Annotated in this window: 13 protein-coding genes; 12 read left to right on the top strand and 1 reads right to left on the bottom strand. The window is 39.7% G+C overall.

From position 1 onward, the window contains the following. From xdh to nifJ, 12 genes are all read left to right on the top strand, one after another. On the top strand, positions 1-2,574 hold the full coding sequence (gene xdh, locus IGM04_RS09995) for a selenium-dependent xanthine dehydrogenase (protein WP_086318033.1): 2,574 nt from the start codon (positions 1-3) through the stop codon (positions 2,572-2,574). Between the two features lie 13 nt (positions 2,575-2,587). Then, positions 2,588-3,169 carry a molybdenum cofactor cytidylyltransferase gene (gene mocA, locus IGM04_RS09990; protein WP_002359652.1) on the top strand — a complete coding sequence of 194 codons (582 nt, stop codon included), beginning with the start codon at positions 2,588-2,590 and terminating at the stop codon, positions 3,167-3,169. 13 nt (positions 3,170-3,182) lie between these two features. Next, positions 3,183-4,331: a selenocysteine lyase SclA gene (sclA, locus tag IGM04_RS09985; RefSeq protein ID WP_086318034.1), complete on the top strand. Its 1,149-nt coding sequence runs from the start codon at positions 3,183-3,185 to the stop codon at positions 4,329-4,331. A gap of 15 nt (positions 4,332-4,346) precedes the next feature. Further along, entirely contained in the window at positions 4,347-5,369 is a 1,023-nt protein-coding gene (gene selD, locus IGM04_RS09980) for a selenide, water dikinase SelD (protein ID WP_002413288.1), read from the top strand. 15 nt (positions 5,370-5,384) lie between these two features. Then, positions 5,385-5,972: a sulfurtransferase-like selenium metabolism protein YedF gene (gene yedF / locus IGM04_RS09975; RefSeq protein ID WP_002356602.1), complete on the top strand. Its 588-nt coding sequence runs from the start codon at positions 5,385-5,387 to the stop codon at positions 5,970-5,972. A gap of 19 nt (positions 5,973-5,991) precedes the next feature. Further along, positions 5,992-6,249 (top strand): DUF3343 domain-containing protein, encoded by a 258-nt coding sequence (locus IGM04_RS09970; RefSeq protein WP_086318035.1) that lies wholly within the window; start codon positions 5,992-5,994, stop codon positions 6,247-6,249. Further along, positions 6,237-6,992, top strand: coding sequence for a selenium cofactor biosynthesis protein YqeC (gene yqeC, locus IGM04_RS09965; protein ID WP_002362599.1), 756 nt, complete (start codon positions 6,237-6,239; stop codon positions 6,990-6,992). Before IGM04_RS09970 ends, yqeC begins: the two co-directional genes overlap by 13 nt. Continuing rightward, entirely contained in the window at positions 6,956-7,786 is an 831-nt protein-coding gene (gene yqeB, locus IGM04_RS09960) for a selenium-dependent molybdenum cofactor biosynthesis protein YqeB (RefSeq protein WP_164978396.1), read from the top strand. Before yqeC ends, yqeB begins: the two co-directional genes overlap by 37 nt. 235 nt (positions 7,787-8,021) lie before the next feature. Continuing rightward, positions 8,022-8,486 (top strand): flavodoxin, encoded by a 465-nt coding sequence (locus IGM04_RS09955; protein ID WP_002384174.1) that lies wholly within the window; start codon positions 8,022-8,024, stop codon positions 8,484-8,486. A 37-nt stretch (positions 8,487-8,523) separates the two neighbouring features. Next, positions 8,524-9,381, top strand: coding sequence for a sulfide/dihydroorotate dehydrogenase-like FAD/NAD-binding protein (locus tag IGM04_RS09950; RefSeq protein ID WP_002370486.1), 858 nt, complete (start codon positions 8,524-8,526; stop codon positions 9,379-9,381). Continuing rightward, positions 9,374-10,792: an NADPH-dependent glutamate synthase gene (gltA, locus tag IGM04_RS09945; RefSeq protein ID WP_086318036.1), complete on the top strand. Its 1,419-nt coding sequence runs from the start codon at positions 9,374-9,376 to the stop codon at positions 10,790-10,792. The genes IGM04_RS09950 and gltA overlap by 8 nt, the downstream gene beginning before the upstream one ends. 20 nt (positions 10,793-10,812) lie before the next feature. Further along, complete coding sequence (nifJ, locus tag IGM04_RS09940; RefSeq protein WP_086318037.1) at positions 10,813-14,346, top strand: pyruvate:ferredoxin (flavodoxin) oxidoreductase; 3,534 nt, start codon at positions 10,813-10,815, stop codon at positions 14,344-14,346. 35 nt (positions 14,347-14,381) lie between these two features. On the opposite strand, the gene IGM04_RS09935 is transcribed toward nifJ, so the two are convergent. After that, positions 14,382-15,797: a TrkH family potassium uptake protein gene (locus IGM04_RS09935; RefSeq protein WP_010712710.1), complete on the bottom strand. Its 1,416-nt coding sequence runs from the start codon at positions 15,795-15,797 to the stop codon at positions 14,382-14,384. Positions 15,798-16,116: the final 319 nt, after the last annotated feature.

Genomic DNA, 16,116 nt, shown 5'->3' with positions numbered 1-16,116 from the left:
ATGTATTCAATTATTGTAAATGGTCAAAGTGAAACCTGTGAAACAAACAAAAAATTAATGGACTTTTTGCGGGAGGATCTGGGCCTAACTGGAACAAAAGATGGCTGTAACCAAGGCTCTTGCGGTGCATGTACGGTGTTAGTAAATGGAAAGGCTTCCAAAGCATGTTTGTTTACTCTAGAAAAATTAGCTGGTAAAGAAGTCACGACAATCGAAGGTTTAAGCCAACGGCAAAAAGATGTCTATGCCTATGCGTTTGCAAAAACGGGTGCAGTTCAGTGCGGGTATTGCATCCCTGGGATGGTTATTTCGGCACAAGGATTATTGAACAAGAAACCCGAACCCACAAAAGAAGACATTCAGAAAGCTATACGAGGAAACATTTGTCGTTGTACAGGATATGTGAAAATAATAGAAGCCATTCAGTTAGCTGCTAAAATGTTTTGTGAAGAAACGAGCATTCCAGAAGAACATTCAAATGGTAAATTAGGGGAAGACTTCCAACGGGTCGATGCAGTGGAGAAAACCTTAGGAATAGGGATTTATGTAGATGACATTGACATAGAAGGAATGCTTCATGCATCTGCTTTGCGGAGTGCCTATCCTCGCGCAAAAGTTCTATCAATCGATAGTACCCAAGCATTGGCGCATCCTGACTGTGTGGCTGTGTTCACAGCTAAAGACGTTCCAGGAAATAATAAAATTGGTCATTTAGAATTTATTTCCGATTGGGATGTAATGATTCCAGAAGGAGAAATAACGCGGTATGTTGGGGATGCAGTAGCACTCGTTGTTTCAAAAAGAAAAGAAACCTTACCAGAGATAAAAAATTTAGTGGAAGTTGATTACGAAGAAATGATACCGCTTACTTCTTGTGAAGCTGCTTTAGCAGAAGGTGCACCAGCTATTCATGAAAAGGGCAATATCTTGTCTCATGAACACTTGGTACGTGGCAATGCAGAGGAAGTGTTAGAAAATTCTGCGTTTGTAGTGACAGAACATTATTCCGTACCAATTAATGAACATGCCTTTATGGAGCCCGAATGTGCGATTGCACAACCTGAAGGTGAGGGCATTTTACTCTTTAGTGCGGGTCAAAGTATCTATGATGAACAACGGGAAGTGGCTCGGATGCTAGGGCTAGACAAGGAAAAAATTCATGTTCAATCAAAACTTGTTGGTGGTGGTTTTGGTGGAAAAGAAGACATGAGTGTTCAGCATCATGCATCCTTAGCCGCTTGGTTATTGAAGAAACCAGTAAAAGTACTGCTAAGCCGTGAAGAAAGTTTGATGGTTCATCCCAAACGCCATGGCATGGAAATGGACTTTACGACCGGCTGTGATGAAGAAGGCAATTTAACTGCAATGAAAGCAGTGATTTATGCGGATACTGGGGCCTATGCTTCTTTAGGAGGACCGGTATTGCAACGGGCTTGTACACATGCGGCAGGTCCCTACAAGTATCAAACGATTGATGTGGAAGGGTTTGCTGTATATACTAATAATCCGCCAGCAGGTGCATTTCGCGGATTTGGTGTTTGCCAAACGGCTTTTGCAATTGAAAGTAATTTAAACTTGTTAGCAGAAAAAGTCGGACTATCACCATGGGAAATACGCTTTAAAAATGCCGTCGCCCCAGGAGATACTTTACCGAATGGACAATTGGTCTCGAAAAATGCGGCGTTAAAAGAAGCCTTGTTAGCGGTTAAAGACGTCTATGAACAAGCGGAAGTTGCTGGAATTTCTAGTTTCTTTAAAAATAGTGGTGTGGGTGTGGGGCTACCTGATACAGGGCGTTGTATTATTTCTGTTGAAGAAGGAAAAATACATGTCCGCACAAGTGCTGCTTGTATCGGTCAAGGGATGGCAACCGTTACGACGCAAATTGCCTGTGAAACATTAAATTTACCACCAGAAATGATTGTTGCGGAAGCACCTGATACGAGAAGAACGCCGAATTCAGGAACAACAACGGCTTCGAGGCAGTCACTCTTCACAGGAGAAGCTACTAGAAGAGCGGCAATGCAATTACGGTATGAACTTGATATGGGACGTGCTTTAAGCGATTTGGAAGGCGAAGAATTTTATGGGGAATATTCAGCGAAAACGGATCCGTTAATTAATGATAAAAAAAGTCCAGTTAGTCATGCTGGATATGGTTATGCTGCTGAAGTAGCTATTCTAGATGACAAAGGAAAAGTAGCTAAATTTGTGGCTGCGTATGATATGGGGCAAGTGGTGAATCCACGAGCTGCTGAAGGTCAAATTGAAGGTGGGATTGCAATGGGCATGGGGTATGCTTTAACTGAAAAATTTGCCTTAGAAGAAGGCTATGTTAAAGCAAAATATGCAACGCTAGGATTAGTGAACGCCACTCAAGTACCACCAATCGAAACAATTTTGGTTCATGCTGACAATCTTCACGAAGGTTTAGCCTATGGAATTAAAGGCGTAGGTGAGTTAGCAACGATCCCTACCGCACCAGCTTTAGCAGGCGCATATTTTGCCTTGGATGGTCAGCTCCGACCAAGTCTGCCTTTAGAAAATACCCCTTATCAAAAGAAAAAAAGATAAAAGGAGACAACTCATGTCACTCGTTAGTGTCATTATTCTAGCATCGGGCAATTCACAACGAATGGGCCAAAATAAATTGTTCTTAAAATATCAAGGCAAAACATTTTTAGAGCACACGTTAACCTTAGTGAATCAATTAGACGTATTAGAACGGATTTTAGTTGTTTCGCCTGAGAATCAGCCAGCGTTTCCTTTACCTAAGAACATTCAGTTGATTCTCAATCATCAATGGCAAGAAGGACAAAGTAGCAGTATTCGTTTAGGAACCGAACAAGCTCGGGGAGCTGGCTATTTATACTTACCTAGTGATCAACCATTGTTAACACCTAAAATGCTACAACCCGTGTTAGATAAATGTCAGAGAAATAAAATTGTAGTGCCATTACAAAAAGATGGCTGTCCTAGTAGTCCAGTATTATTCGGTAATCAATTTCGACAAGAACTATTAACATTGACTGGTGAAACAGGCGGACGCATGATTTATGAACGCTTTCCAGAAGCAGTTCAGATGCTGAGAATAGCGACTCCTGGCCGTTTAAAAGATATCGATACGCCAGAAGAGTACAGAAAACTAATTCAAGAAACCAATAGTTAGAGAGGAAAAACGTATGAAGGACTTGGTTTATTTAAATTATGCAGCGACTTCCTATAAAAAATTTCCAGCAACCATTGAGGCTTTGACTGCCTATTTAGCAGAAAATCAGTTCATGAATTACGGAAGAAATGCCCCTTTGCTTAGAGAGGGGCTTCCTCTTTTAGAGACACGTCAATTGTTAGCAGACTTTTTTCAGGCACCCAGTGCGGCTCAGATTACGTTTACGAATAACGCAACAACTTCCTTAAATCTTGCATTAGCGGGGATTTTACAACCTGGCGACCATGTGATTACGACTATGTTAGAACATCATGCAGTAGCCAGACCTCTTCACTCGCTTGAGAAAGAACGAGGCATTTCAGTGACGTATGTTGCTTGTCAAAAAACTGGCCTGTTAGATGTAGAAGATATTCAGCGAGCTTGGCGAACGAATACAAAAGCCTTGGTGATGACACACGCATCCAATGTCTTAGGCACCATTTTACCCATTGAAGAATGTTTTCAATGGGCTCAACAGAAAGGATTATTAACCGTTTTGGATGCGGCTCAAACGGCGGGATTTTTACCAATAAAAATGACCCAGATGGCCATTGATGTGTTAGCCTTTACTGGACATAAAAGCTTATATGGATTAGCAGGTATTGGTGGGTTAGCTTTTAGTGAGCGAGGGGCTGAAGCGGTCAAACCACTGATGGCGGGCGGCACTGGTAGCCATTCTAATTCCTTTGATCAACCCTCTTTTTTACCAGATAAATTTGAAGCTGGTACGTTAAACAGTTTAGGTATTCTAAGCTTAAATAGTTCTATTAAAGAGTTGAATAAAATTGGTTTAGCAGCGATTCAAAAGCATGAACGAACCTTAATGCAGAATTTTTTAAATGGTTTATCAGGGTTACCTGTCACAATTTTAGGAACCAAGGACGTGGCACAAACTGTCCCTGTTGTTTCTATCACACTGTGGAATCAGGAAGAAACAGTGGTGGCACAGCAACTAGCAGAACAATATGGCATTATGACGCGCGCAGGTTTGCATTGTGCACCATTAGCCCATGAAACAGCTGGGACTTTAGCAACTGGCACCTTACGTTTTAGCTTTGGTTGGCAGACAACGCCTGAAGAAATTACTTGGACAATTCACGCTTTACAAGAACTACTAATTTGAGAAGGAGCGGACAGCATGGATTTTTTATCACAATGTACATCAGGTGGCTGCGGGGCAAAAATTGAATCCCGTGTACTGAACCAATTGTTGCAACACTTACCTGAAACACCGGCAAATGAGCGGCTACTCGTCGGGTTTGAACATGCCGACGACGCCGCGGTTTACCAAATAACGCCTGAAAAAGCTTTGATTTCAACGGTTGATTTTTTTTCACCAATGGTCAATGATCCGTTATCATTTGGAAAAATTGCGGTCGCTAATGCTTTAAGTGATGTCTATGCCATGGGCGGAACAGTCCTTTATGCGCTAAATCTTGTTTGTTTTCCACAAAAGATGTCAAAAGAATGGTTGGAACAAATGCTCTTGGGTGGCAGCTTAAAATTAAAGGAAGCGGGCGCTTTACTGGCGGGAGGTCATTCGATTTATGACCATGAACCCAAGTATGGCTTAGCGGTAACTGGAGAAGTTCATCCAGAAAATTTGTGGCATAATAATACGCCACAGGTGGGGGATGTCTTGATTTTAACTAAAGCATTAGGTGTAGGAATTATTCAAGCGGCTGTTCGGGGGCAATTAGCGAAGCAGACGGAACAAAAAATCGCGCAAGATTCGATGGAACGTTTAAATAAATATGCCGCTGCGAATGCTCGATCCTACGCAGTACATGCTTGTACTGATGTGACTGGGTTTGGTCTATTAATTCATGCAAAAGAAATGGCTGATAATCAGGTAACATTACTGATTGATACAGAAGTATTACCAACCATTACAGGAGCGTTGGCCTACGCCGCAGAATGTTTAGTCACTGCAGCTGGGCAAAGAAACCGACAAACAATCGGAACGACAATCGATTATTCAAAAATTTCTATGGAAATGCAAGAACTTTTGTTTGATCCACAAACATCTGGCGGACTGTTAATTAGTGTCGCTGCTGACGAAGCGGCAGCCTGTTTAGCAGCTATTCAAAAAGAGGACCCTGTTGCCAAAATTATTGGCGAGGTTCTGCCAAAAGAACAACAAGCAGTAGTACTTTTATAGAGAGAAGGGCCAAATATGAAATTAGTAGATGCATTGGGAAAACCTTGCCCAATACCTGTGATTGAAACGAAAAAAGCCTTGGCGGAGCTAGGTTTGGCTGGAGGCACTATCGAGGTTTTAGTCGATAACGAAGTAGCCATTGAAAATTTAAAAAAATTAGCTACTAAAAAACAAGCCACTTTGACTGCGAAGCAGATAGAAGCCACGGTTTTCTCTGTCAAAATTACGGTACCTGAAGAAGCGACGCAACAAACAAGTCAGTCAGCAACAGATTTAGTAATTACGATTGGCTCCGATCAATTAGGTACTGGAGACGAGCAGCTAGGACGACTATTAATGAAAAGTTATCTTCAATCATTATCAGAAGCAGAAACTGTTCCTACACAGCTATTATTCTTTAATCGAGGGGCGTTTTTAACGAATCAAGCAGCGAATACCTTAGCTGATTTGCAACAATTAGCGGAGAAGGGAACCACGATTCAAACGTGTGGGGCCTGTTTAGATTTTTATCATTTAACAGACACCTTAGCTATCGGCTCTATTACTAATATGTACGAAATTGTTGAAACAATGAATCAAGCGGCTAAAGTAATTACGCTTTAACAAAAAAGAAGGTGAAAAGATGGAGTATTTGCTAACCTTTCCGAATACACATTATGCTGTTCAGGCGGAACAAGTACTGTTGGCAAGAAAGGTGGCTGTTCGCGTCTTTACTTTGCCACCATCATTGACGGATGGCTGTGGGGTCGGTTTACTCATTAATGAAGCAGAAATAACTCACAGTGTATGTTTTTTAGAAGAAGCAAAAGTACGCGTAGCCTCTATTTTTTCTGTGAAAAATGACCTTGGGGAAAGGAGGTACCAACTGTGGAGTCCTTAAAAAAGTGTTTTGATTTACAAGGGAAGGAAATTGTGTCGATTGTTGGTAGTGGTGGGAAAACAAGCTTAATGTGGGCGCTAGCAAAAACATATCGAAAGGAAGCTGTTCTGGTTAGTACAACCACAAAAATTGGGTTTCCCCAACGTCAATTGTATGATTATTTTTATACAAACCATTTTGAAAAAATAACGCCGAATATCTGCGGAATCACTTTAGCAGGAACCGCTATCAACAACCAAACAAAACTAACGATGCCTGCAATGACCTCGTTTCAAACATTGTTTCAGCACTTCACGAAAGTTTTTTTAGAAGCGGATGGATCCAAACAACGACCTTTGAAAGGCTGGTCCTCTTATGAACCCGTGATATTAAAAGAAACAACCACCACAATTGGTGTGCTTCCGATTTCTGTGATTGGTCAAAAGATAGATGAAACGACCATTCATCGGTTGCCGCTTTTTTTGGAATTAACCGATGCGCAACAACAAGAACCAATCACAGAAACATTGTTAGCTCAACTCATTGCTCATCCAAAAGGATTGTTTAAAGAGAGCCAAGGCAAACGAATTTTGTGTTTAAATCAAACCCATACGCGAAGAGAGTTCGTTCAAGCGATGAATGTCTGTCTTCAATTACCCAAAAGCTGTTTTGAAAAATTAGACAAGATTATTGCTTGCAATATGGAATTAGAGAAAGGACTTATTTTATGGGAGAAATCAGTCAAAACATCCAAGAAAAATTAGTGATTGTTCGCGGAGGGGGCGATCTAGCGACAGGCGTTATCCAAAAATTATGGCACGTTGGCTTTAAAATACTAGTATTAGAAACAGAATGTCCTCTGGCCATTCGGCGGACTGTTTCAGTTTGTGATGCTATTTTCCAGAAAGAACAAAGAGTGGAAGATTTGGTTGCTGTTCGAATTACTTCATTAAAGGATTGCGCGAAATGTTGGCAGCAAAATAAGCTGCCTGTTTTTGTCGATCAAACAGCAAGTGCTATTCAACAATTGAAACCACTGATTGTTATCGATGCGATTTTGGCTAAGAAAAATTTAGGTACGCATCGAGGAATGGCACCGATTACGATTGCTTTAGGACCAGGATTTTCAGCACCGCAAGATGTCGATGTTGTGATTGAGACAATGCGTGGACATGGGCTGGGGCGTTTATACTTTGAAGGAACAGCTTTACCTAATACAGGTATTCCAGGTGAAATTGGCGGAAAAAGTGCGGAACGAGTTGTCCATGCCCCTGCTTCAGGACAAGTTACCCACCTTAAAAACATAGGGGATTTTGTGTTGAAAGGGGAAGCATTATTTTTTATCGATCAGGTTCCAGTTTATTCGCCTCTGACAGGGACTTTGAGAGGATTGATCTCAGAAAAGGTAATATGTTGTCAAGGGTTGAAGTGTGCAGATGTAGATCCTCGACCAGTTGAGAAAGTCGATTGCTTGACGATCTCCGACAAAGCTCGTGCATTAGGGGGAGCGGTTTTAGAAGCAATTTTTATGATTGGAAGAAGGAAAAACGTTTTATAAAAAAGAACCTAAATAATATTTTTTTTACCTTAAAAATATTGTTAAAAAGGTTTGGAATGTGGTATAGTAAAGACGTAGTAAAAAATACTCTATCTCGAAAGGGGAAGAGTACATACTTATTTAGATTAGTTTGTGAATAAAATCATTTGTAAAAGTTATTTTTTTAGGAATTAATGTAAGGGGTTACAATTGCATTTGAATGCATTGAAATATTTAGGAAAAAGAAAGGAAATGAATGAAGATGGCACTAGTAAAAATTGTTTATGCAAGTATGACTGGAAACACAGAAGAAATTTCCGAGATTTTGGAAGAACAGTTTCAAGAAGCTGGAGTTGAAGTAGAACGTGAAGAGTGTTCAGAAGTTGATGTAGACTTCTTTGATGATGCAGATGCTTGTATTATCGCAACGTATACTTATGGTGATGGGGAACTGCCTTTTGAATTTGAAGATTTCTTTGATGAATTAACTGAAAAGGATTTAACAGGTAAGCCATTTGGCGTTGTTGGTTCCGGTGATCGTGAATATGGTGAATTTTTCTGTAAATCAGCGCATGATTTTGTAGGAGCTTTTGAAAAAGCTGGTGCTAAAAAAGTAGCTGAAACAGTTGAAATTGAAAACAATGCAGAAGAAGAAGACATCGAAATGCTAAAAACATTTGTTAAAAGTGTTGCCACAACTTTATCTGATAGCGTTGCCTAAAGGTTTAAGAAAGTAGGAGTCAGAATGAAAAGGAATGATGAAGGTAGGTATTTCAATGTTTAATATTCTTCAGTCGACTCAATTATCTAGTAATACATTTGATTTTTGGCTGGAAGCGCCAAGAATAGCGACACATGCCCAGGCTGGACAGTTTGTTATTTTAAGAATTGACGAAAAAGGAGAGCGGATCCCTTTAACGATTGCGGAGACAAATCCACAAGCAGGCAGTATTCGAATTATTTTCCAAGTAATTGGTAAGACAACAGCTGCACTTTCCCAACTTAAAACTTCCGACTCTTTGTTAGATGTCACTGGACCTTTAGGTATGCCCACAGAAGTGAAGCAATATGGAACGGTGATGGTTGTCGGTGGCGGGGTTGGTATCGCGGCTATTTATCCAATTATCAAGGCTTTAAAAGAAGCAGGCAACCGAGTGATTACGATTTTGGGAGCACGAACAGCTGAGTTAGTTCTGTTACAAGAAGAATGCCGTCGTTATTCAGATGAGCTAATCATTACAACGGATGATGGTTCATTAGGTAAAAAGGGCTTAGTAACAGAAGCGATGGAAGAAGTTATTGCACGTGAATCTGTAGCGTGCAGTTGGGCGATTGGGCCCAGCATCATGATGAAATTTTGTACCTTGACAGCTGAAAAACATCAATTACCAATTTATGTTTCCTTGAATCCTATTATGATTGACGGAACAGGCATGTGTGGCGGTTGTCGGGTCACTGTTGATGGCACCATGAAATTTGCCTGTGTTGATGGACCTGAGTTTAAAGGCAATGAAGTAAATTGGGATGAATTCATTAATCGAATGAAGCAATATCAGGAAGAAGAAGCAGTTTGCTTTACAGATCGTTTGAAAGAGCAGGTGGAGAAAAATGGCTAGAAAAAGTCGTATAAAAACACCGATTGCGGAACAAGCACCTAGTATCAGAAAGAGTAATTTTGAAGAGGTTTGCTTAGGCTATACATTAGCAGAAGGGCAAGAAGAAGCGATTCGCTGTTTACAATGTAAAAATGCACCTTGTATTGCTAAATGCCCCGTGATGATTGATATTCCTGGATTTATTTTAGCTATTCGTGAAGGAAACATGGAACAAGCAGCCGATATTTTAAGTAAATATACGAATTTACCTGCTATTTGTGGACGCGTTTGTCCGCAAGAGAAACAATGTGAACAAGTTTGTAAATTAGGGAAAGCCAAAAACTTTGAACCAGTGGCAATTGGCAAATTAGAACGTTTAGTTGCCGATTGGGCATTAGAAAATCACAAGTTTCCTAAGAAAACAGCGGAACCAACAAAAGGGAAAATCGCAGTGGTCGGTTCTGGTCCTTCTGGGTTAACAGTTGCGGGGGATTTGGCAAAGCTCGGCTACGAAGTAATTATTTTTGAAGCGCTTCATGAAGCTGGCGGCGTATTAACCTATGGCATACCTGAATTTCGATTACCGAAAAAAATTGTTAAACAAGAAATTGCGAGTATTGAAGCCTTAGGTGTAACAATAGAAACCAATGTGGTAGTAGGTAAAACGATTACGATGGAAGAAATAATGTCAGAGTTTGATGCCTGTTATCTATCGGTTGGTGCAGGGGCACCAAACTTTATGGGAATCCCAGGAACTAGTTTAAATGGGGTTTATTCTTCTAGTGAATTTTTAACACGAATCAATTTAATGCATAGCTATGAGTTTCCAGAATATGATACACCGATTAAACGTGCTAAAAATGTTGTTGTGATTGGCGGCGGGAATGTTGCAATGGATGCCGCTCGTTCAGCCAAACGATTAGGCGCTGAAAATGTGAACATTGTGTATCGTCGTTCGTTAGAAGAATTACCAGCAAGAATTGAAGAATACCACCATTCCCTTGAAGAAGGAATTAACTATTATTGGTTAACGAATCCAATTGCTTATTTAGATGACCAACAAGGAAATCTAGCTGGTGTTGAATGTGTCAAAATGGTTTTAGGTGAACCAGATGTGTCTGGAAGACGACGGCCAGAACCGGTTCCAGACAGCACGTTTACCATTCCTGCTGATGCAGTAATCGAGGCAATTGGCCAAGGGGCAAATCGAGTCTTGTTATCAACATATCCAGAAATAGAACTAAACCAATGGGGTTACATTCAAGCTGATCCTAAAACAGGAGCAACCTCAATACCTGGCGTTTTTGCTGGGGGCGATATAGTCACAGGTGCTGCCACCGTTATTTTAGCGATGGGCGCTGGGAAAATCGCAGCTAATGCAATTGATCAGTATGTCAAAACACAAAAAACAACAGTCACAAGCAATGTTTAGGAAAGATAAAAGGTGAAAAAATGAAAAAAACAATGGATGGAAACACCGCAGCGGCTTATATTTCATATGCGTTTACAGAAGTTGCCGCTATTTATCCTATCACACCAAGTTCAACAATGGCTGAGTTGGTAGATGAATGGGCGGAAAGTGGTTTAAAAAATATTTATGGTCAAAAAGTTCAAGTTATTGAAATGCAATCAGAAGCTGGGGCAGCGGGAGTAGTTCATGGTTCGTTAAAAACAGGTGCGTTAACCACTACTTATACTGCTTCACAAGGTTTACTGTTGATGATTCCCAATATGTATAAAATCGCAGGAGAATTGCTGCCTTCTGTGTTCCACGTGGCGGCTCGGGCAGTAACGACAAGTGCGTTGAGTATTTTTGGTGATCATGGCGATGTAATGGCTACCCGACAAACAGGTTTTTGTATGTTAGCAGAATCAAGTGTTCAAGAAGTGATGGATTTGTCGGCAGTTGCTCATTTAGCTAGCTTAGAAGGTAGTTTACCTTTTGTAAACTTTTTTGATGGTTTTAGAACGAGCCATGAACTACAAAAAATCGAAGTGATTGATTATGATGACCTGAAAGAAATGGTGAATCAGGAAGCTGTAACTCGTTTTAGAATGGGAGGCATGAATCCTAATCATCCCACTGTTTCAGGGACCGCTCAAAATACTGACATTCATTTTCAACAAAGAGAAACAGTCAATAAAAATTACGAAGAAATGCCAAAAATTGTTCAAAAATACATGAAAAAAATTAACAATCTTCGTGGAACAACGTATGATTTAACCGATTATTATGGGGGTGAAGATGCAACAGAAGTCATTATTTCAATGGGGTCGGCTTCACCAGTAATCAAACAAACAGTCGATTATCTCAATCAACAAGGACGCAAAGTTGGTTTTATCAATATTCATTTATATCGTCCATTTCCTACCGAAAACCTTCTTGAAAAATTACCAGCTACAGTAGAAAAGGTTGCGGTTTTAGATCGAACAAAAGAATCAGGAGCCGAAGGGGAACCGTTATTGCTAGATGTTCAAAGCGCTCTTTATCAACATGAAAATCGACCAATTGTGATTGGTGGACGTTATGGGTTAGGCTCTAAAGACGTAGCGCCTAATCAAATTAAAGCGATCTATGATCATTTGTTATTGCCATTTAAAGAATTAAAACAACGCTTTACGGTGGGAATCGTTGATGATGTAACCTATCAATCATTGCCAGAAGAACCTACTTTAGATTTAACGCCAGATACTACCTTCCAAGCAAAATTTTGGGGCTTTGGTTCTGACGGAACTGTGGGAGCAAACAAGCAAGCGATTAAAATTATCGGAGATCATACCGACCTTTATGCACAAGCTTACTTTAGTTATGATTCTAAAAAATCAGGCGGTTTAACCGTTTCGCATCTGCGTTTTGGTAAAGAGCCAATTACTTCCACGTATTTAATTGAACAAGCAGATTTCATCGCTTGTCATAATGCTTCCTATTTGCATAAATACGACCTGTTAAAAGGTTTAAAAGATGGCGGAACTTTTTTACTGAATACTATTTGGGATCAAGAAAAGGTTCACCGTTTATTACCGGCTAAGTTAAAAAAATATATTGGGGAGCACCAAATCAAATTTTACATTATCAATGCGGTTGAGTTAGCTCGCAAAGTAGGCTTAGGTCGTCGGATCAATACAGTGATGTCTACTGCCTTTTTTGAAGTAACAGATATTTTAACGAAAGAGCAATATTTACCGTTACTTAAAGAAGAAGTGAAAAAGACTTATGGAAAAAAATCAATGGAAATTGTTGAAAAAAATTACCAAGCGATTGATGCTACCTTTGAATCGCTGCAAGAAATCGTAGTTCCAGAAGATTGGGCAACCATTGTTTTAGAGCCAGAAAATCAAGAGTCGGAAGCTCCAGCTTTTGTGACAAATATTTTAGAACCAATCAATCGTCAAGAAGGGGATCAGCTGACCGTTTCAGATTTGATTGAAAACGGAATGAAAGGCGGTGCCATTCCTATGGGCACTGCGGCTTATGAAAAACGTGGCATTGCGTTAGAAGTGCCTGAGTGGCAAATGGATAAGTGTACGATGTGTAATGAATGTGCCTTTGTTTGTCCACATGCGGCTATTCGACCGTTTTTAGCGGATGAAGAAGAACTGAAAGAAGCACCTGCAGGTTTTGCCATGCGCGAAATGCGTGGCACAGATGGGTTGATGTATCGTATCCAAGTTTCTTTAGAAGACTGTACAGGTTGTGGTCTTTGTGTTCAGGCATGTCCCGTGAAAGACAAGGCGATTTTAATGAAACCTTATGAAACTCAGAAAGAGCAAGCGATGAATTGGGCCTTTGCGATGACTCTTAAACAAAAAGCCAACCCAGTCAAAAAACTTTCTGTTAAAGGTTCCCAATTTAACCAGCCATTGATGGAATTTTCAGGTGCTTGTGAAGGCTGTGGCGAAACACCTTATATTAAGTTGTTGACGCAATTATTTGGTGATCGAATGATGATTGCTAACGCAACAGGCTGTTCATCAATTTGGGGTGGTTCGTCACCGGTGACGCCTTATACAACGAACGAATGTGGCCAAGGACCAGCTTGGAGTAATTCGCTGTTTGAAGATAATGCGGAATATGGTTATGGTATGTATATTGCCAATCGAACGAAACGTCAACATTTAGCTAGTCTGGTTGAAGAAAGTCTTGCTAAAAACGTCGGATCAGATTCACTTCAAGCCTTGTTAAATGATTGGTTGGAACACATGGCTGAAGGGGAAGGAACACAACAGCGAGCCACCAAACTAGCGGCAGCATTAAGTGAAGAAGCCGATGAAGATCCACTTCTAACAAAAATTTACGAACAAAAAGATTTACTAGTGAAAACGAGTCAATGGATTGTCGGCGGCGATGGTTGGGCCTATGATATCGGGTTTAGCGGCATTGATCATGTTCTTGCTAGTGGGGAAGATGTTAATATTTTTGTTATGGATAACGAAGTGTATGCCAATACAGGCGGACAAACATCTAAAGCTACACCAGCTTCTGCCATTGCCAAATTCTCAGCGGGTGGGAAACATACCTCTAAAAAAGATTTAGGGATGATGGCAATCACTTATGGGAATGTCTATGTTGCACAAGTGGCTTTAGGCGCAAACTCAATGCAAACGATTAAAGCAATTGACGAAGCGGAGCGGTACCCAGGCCCATCAATTATCATCGGTTATACCCCATGTATTAATCACGGGGTCAAAGGCGGAATGGTTCGGACGTTAGATCAAGCCAAAGAAGCCGTTGAATCTGGCTATTGGCCACTTTATCGTTATAATCCAGAGTTAGTTAAGAAAGGCAAAGATCCGATGGTCATTGACTACAAGAAAACAGATTTTGACAAAATGCGTGATTTCCTTGAAAAACAAACACGTTACTCTGCGTTGCATACAATTAAAGAGAATCAAGAAGTAGTCGAACATTTACTTGATAAAACTAAAGAAGATGCAATTGAACGCTCTGAAAGTTATAACAAACTAGCCACACATATGAAAAAATAAAAAACAAAGCCTCTTACTTGAGAGGCTTTGTTTTTTTATCCAATAATAATTTTTTCTGAAGGGTATTCGTAGCCTAAGTCACGTGTTTCTTTTGGTACAAAAATCATTAAGGTATAAAGCATACCAATACGTCCAATAAACATTAATAAGGCAATCATTAATTTACCTACTGTTGTTAAATCGTCTGTAATGCCCAAAGAAAGACCGGTTGTTCCAAAGGCAGAAGCGACTTCCACAATGATTGAAATCAAGGGCAGATTTTCAGTGGCTGACAAAAAGACGACAGCGAAAAAGCACATAATCAAAGATAACATGAAGACGACAATCGATTTTTTGACATCATCGTCATCTATTTTACGGCTAAAGACGCTAATATCATCTTCACTTTTTAAAAAAGCTAACAAATACAAGCCAATAATCGCAACAGTCGTTGTTCGGACACCACCACCAACAGAGCTAGGACTACAACCAATAAACATTAACACAGAAAAAATAATCAATGTTGTGATTTGGAAGTCCCCTAAATCATTAATTTGGAGGCCAGCGTTTCGTGTAGTCATCGAATAAAACATCGAACTTACCCAACGGCCACTTTCATTCATTGTCAAAAATAGGTGATCTTTTTCTAATAAGTAAATCAAAATAGTCCCCCCAATAAACAGAACAATAAACGCTAGCAAAGCAATTTTACTAAACAATGAAAAGCGGAAAGGCAAGCCTCGTTTCTTCTTACGAAAGTTCTTTTTCTTAAAATGTAACCACTCATGAATTTCCAGTAAAACGGGAAATCCAATTCCGCCAATAAAAATCAAGAACATAATTGCCAGTAAAAAGAGATAATCATGAGCAAAAGGAATAATTGAATCACCTGAAATATCAAAGCCTGAATTAGTTACTGCAGAAATAGCTTGATAAAAGCCATAAAATATCGCATCTCGCCAGTTCGTATAATAACCATTTATATAAAAATAAAGCGAAAAGAGCGAGCCGAATATTACTTGAAACCAAATTAAAATCAAAAAAGTGGTGCGGATCAGTCGAACAATTCCGCTCAGTCGCGGCTGATTCATGTCAGTCATAATTAACTGACGTTGCTTTAATGTGATTCGCCGTTTTGATAAAATAAAAAAGACCGTTGAAATCATCATAATCCCTAAGCCACCAACTTGGAAAAGAACCTCCAATAAGACGATCCCACGATCATTAAAAACCGAATTAATATCGACTGTGGTGAGTCCAGTAACACTGACTGTACTGATTGCTAAGAAAAATAAATCAATAAAAGGAACATGCGAGTCAGGTTCTCTGAAAATAGGGAGGCAAAACAATAAATAAGAAATAACCGTCATTAATATGTAGTAAGCGACGATGATTTGAATAGATGAAAAATTTTTGCGAATAAATCGATCGCTTTTTCGCTGTGCCAGCCACAGCAAACGTGTATGGTTCACTAGATAACCTCCCAATTCTAATTAAACTAAGTATACCAAAACTTTTCGCCTCAAACGAATAATTCTGCCAGAAAATCCTTGAAATGACAAATAAAAATAAGAAATTCGTTAGAAATAATTGGAAAACATCCACAAACAAGCGAGAACATGATATTTTATGAAAGAATAGAAAAATAGGTTGTTCCCCAAACAACTTATTGCTAATTGGTCAGTTTGTCTAACGATACAACTTTAAAAAGTAGTGGTAGCTTTTTTATTTCGGTTGATATGTGAATGTGTTCACTTTATGTAACAAACTGTTATTTTTATTCAAATGAAA

The organism is Enterococcus sp. DIV2385 (assembly GCF_051711925.1).
Classification (GTDB): domain Bacteria; phylum Bacillota; class Bacilli; order Lactobacillales; family Enterococcaceae; genus Enterococcus; species Enterococcus faecalis.
The sequence above is the reverse complement of the archived record's forward strand: the minus strand, read 5'-3'. Positions and strand labels throughout refer to the sequence as shown.